At 69.5% G+C, this 266-nt stretch carries 1 protein-coding gene; it reads right to left on the reverse strand.

Translation table 11 applies throughout. The features are described 5' to 3' along the window. Positions 1 to 266: hypothetical protein (locus V0R37_RS22345; protein WP_420376588.1), on the reverse strand; the 266-nt coding region annotated here is incomplete at both ends.

The following is a 266-nucleotide window of genomic DNA, read 5'->3' on the forward strand; positions in this document are numbered from 1 at the left end:
CTACTACCTTGCCGGAAATATCCTGAATGCGTCCGGCGGCCTCTTCGCTGATGCGCGCGAAGCTCTCCTGGGTCGCCACCAGACGCTGCTCCATCAGCCCGATCTGTTGCAGGCTCCACCAGCCCAGGCCAGCCAGGGCGAAGCTCAGCGCGCCGACCAAAGCCCACAGCGGCCCGGTGCTGGCGCCCTTGGCCACCGGCGCCTTGCTGCTGGTCACACGGCTGCTGCGCGGGGCCGGCTCCTCGCGCGGCTCGGCGAAATCCTCG

The organism is Pollutimonas rozaliensis, assembly GCF_048751585.1.
In the GTDB taxonomy this organism is placed as follows: Bacteria; Pseudomonadota; Gammaproteobacteria; order Burkholderiales; family Burkholderiaceae_B.